The following is a 1,514-nucleotide window of genomic DNA, read 5'->3' as shown; positions in this document are numbered from 1 at the left end:
CGCCCGCCAGGTACGCGGCCACGCCGCCGGGGGCGTGGGGCCACCCGGCAGGCACGGTCCCGCGCGCGGCCCGTGGGGGGCCGGTGGGGTGCGAGGGGACCCGCGCCGCCTTCGAGGTTCGGCCGGGCCGCGCGCGATGTCAATGCGAAGGTACGAACCTTTGCTACGGATTCTTTACGCGCACGGCCCGTCAACCCGCCAGCCATGTGCGCCTGTTGAAGGACGAACGCACAGGATTGCGGCGCTAGGGGGCATGTCAGCCCCGCGTGTTCGCCACCAACTGGACGGGCCCGCCGAAGGAGTTGGCCGAACAGCCGGGCCCCTCCGTGCGCAGGCCCGAGCCGACGACGGAGAGCGGTCCGTCGACGGTCGTGCCGCACAGGTACACGCTCCGCGCGCCCACGGCCTGTACGGCCCCTGTGAGTTCGGCCCCGAGCGTGACGAGCGAGGCTCCCGCGCGGACGACGACGGGGCCGGTCTGGCGCGTGTTGTCGAGGCACGTGACGCCGGAGCCGACGACGAGCGGGCCCGTGCGGGCGCCGCGCAGCGTGGTGGTGCAGCGGGGCGGCACGACGGTGCGGGAGCGGTAGTCGAGGGCGAAGGCGAGTTTGCCGGGCTTCTCGGCCGTGAGCGGTTGCGAGAGCTTGCCGAACTCGCCCTTCTCGGGCTTCTTGCCGTCGTTCCACTCATCGAGGCGGCCGAGTTCGGCGGCCGTGCGCCCGTCCGCGATGACCTCGTCCGGGTCGGCGGCGACCATCAGCTCGGAGGCGTCGCGGACCGCTTGGAGGTAGGAGGCCGGGTCGTCGAGGTCGTACGTGCCGAGATCGAGCCGCTCGCGCAGCCAGCCGCCCCACAGGAACTCCAGGTACTCGGCGGCGTCCTCGGGCGCGGTGTAGCCGATGTCGCGCGTGAAGTAGACGAGGGAGCGGTAGGGGTCGTCGTGGAAGCGGGAGAGGCCGAGGCGGGTGGGGAGTTCGCCGGTGGTGACGGGGTCGCCGTGCTCGTCGCGGAGCCAGACCCAGTGGCGGGCGCGCATCTCGTCCCAGAAGGCGCTCTCGCCGAGGTCGCTGTAGTCGGCCTGGACGCGCAGCCTGATGGTGGTCGCGGGGCCGCCGTCCGGGGCCTCCCAGAAGGAGGTCAGGCTGTGATGGCCGTCCGTGAGGTAGAGGCTGCCGCCGGGCCCGATGACGACGGTCTTCATCGCGGCAAGGCTCTCCTCGGTCTCCTCGCCGAGCGGGATCGCGCACGTGAAGCTCGCGGGGTCGGCGAGCCGGGCCCCTGCCGGGACCTTCTCGGCCTCGCCCTGGCCGTTGGTCTCGCACCAGTCGTCGAAGCGCTTGTTGAAGTCCCCCGCCTGCTCGTCCTTCTGGCTCGCGTACCGGCCGAGCTTGTAGAAGATCTGGTCCTTGCCGACGGACGGCTGGGTGGGACGGAGCTGGTCGAGGCGGACCGTGAGGAGGTCACCGGGGCGCGCGGCGGGCGTCGCCGCGCCCGCCTGCGGCGCGGCGGCGAGG

Annotated in this window: 1 protein-coding gene; it reads right to left on the bottom strand. The window is 73.0% G+C overall.

Going from position 1 to position 1,514, the window contains the following annotated elements; genetic code table 11:
- Nucleotides 1–256 precede the first annotated feature (256 nt).
- On the bottom strand, nucleotides 257–1,514 hold a 1,258-nt coding region (locus G3I42_RS22340), incomplete at its 5' end, for a ParB/Srx family N-terminal domain-containing protein (protein WP_164288627.1).

Origin of the sequence: Streptomyces sp. SID11385 (genome assembly GCF_010548245.1) — a bacterium.
In the GTDB taxonomy this organism is placed as follows: Bacteria; Actinomycetota; Actinomycetes; order Streptomycetales; family Streptomycetaceae; genus Streptomyces.
This window is presented reverse-complemented; position numbering and strand designations above follow the sequence as displayed.